The organism is Photobacterium marinum, assembly GCF_000331515.1.
In the GTDB taxonomy this organism is placed as follows: domain Bacteria; phylum Pseudomonadota; class Gammaproteobacteria; order Enterobacterales; family Vibrionaceae; genus Photobacterium; species Photobacterium marinum.
This window is the reverse complement of the sequence record NZ_AMZO01000080.1, coordinates 1-945: the sequence shown is the minus strand read 5'-3', so window position 1 is coordinate 945 and position 945 is coordinate 1. Positions and strand designations below refer to the sequence as shown.

2 protein-coding genes are annotated in these 945 nt (G+C 42.5%); one reads left to right on the top strand and one right to left on the bottom strand.

The window, feature by feature from the left end:
• Positions 1-191: 191 nt before the first annotated feature.
• A complete protein-coding gene (locus C942_RS25405; protein ID WP_007471651.1) occupies positions 192-353 on the top strand; it encodes a hypothetical protein in 162 nt (53 codons plus the stop codon).
• A gap of 93 nt (positions 354-446) precedes the next feature.
• Here C942_RS25405 and C942_RS24225 read toward each other — a convergent pair.
• The coding region (locus C942_RS24225) for a DUF1353 domain-containing protein (RefSeq protein ID WP_232428221.1) at positions 447-945 on the bottom strand (499 nt) is incomplete at its 5' end.

Below are 945 nucleotides of genomic sequence, written 5' to 3'. Positions count from 1 at the left end.
TGAACTCTCAACGCATCTCGCCTTCAAACATGGGATACAACAACCTCGAAATTGTATTTTCCCATCAACTATCTACGCCTTGAACCAAATACATTTGCATGACAGCCTGATGAAGTGTTTCTTAGGGCTGAATCACAGGACAAATAGGCAAAGAAACCGGCAAATCTTTCATTACTGTGTAACGATGAATTATGCGATGGTTCATTGCCGGAGCTAAAGACAACAACGAAGGAATCAACCTGCGTTTCGACATACTTAATGGACAGCCTTTAGATGAACGAATGACCTTTGTGGCATCGTTCTTGAGCGAAGAAATAACCAATAAAAACAAAGTCGTTCTTCAGCATGCCTAACGCCTAGGATAAGGTGCGCCACGCTGAACTCACCAAATCCACTGAACTCCAAACCAAAAATGCCGAGTGTAATGCGTCACCTTGATACTTTTGTTAGGCTTTTAGTCCGTACTTTTTAGGGTCGCGACCATCTCGGGTAATTATTTCAAACAGGTGCTTCTTATACTGAACGTCATCATCGTCGTTGTCCCAATACCAACCACCAAAGTTTTCTACGGCTTCTCTCATAAGTATCGCCGTTACTTTATTTACCCCTGATTCCCGCAGCATTTTATAGAAGAGCTTATCTGCCTGCCCCCTACTAAGTTCATGCGTGTGATACAGCCAATCATGAACAACTGCTGCTTTCATAAATCTGGGGTTAAATGGAGTGCCAACTATGTGGTATGCAGCAGAAGGAACACTTGCACCATCGTACTGAAAAAATTTCGGAACCCAGATTTCATTGCCTTGAAACTCAGCGGCAAAATCCTCTGCCACCTCATAAGCTTCATCAAGTTTATTGGAATGAGTTTCGAATATTGGGAATAGATATAGATGTTTCATGACACCTCCTTTTGAAATGAAGCCTAACGAATGACATGGACTCCCC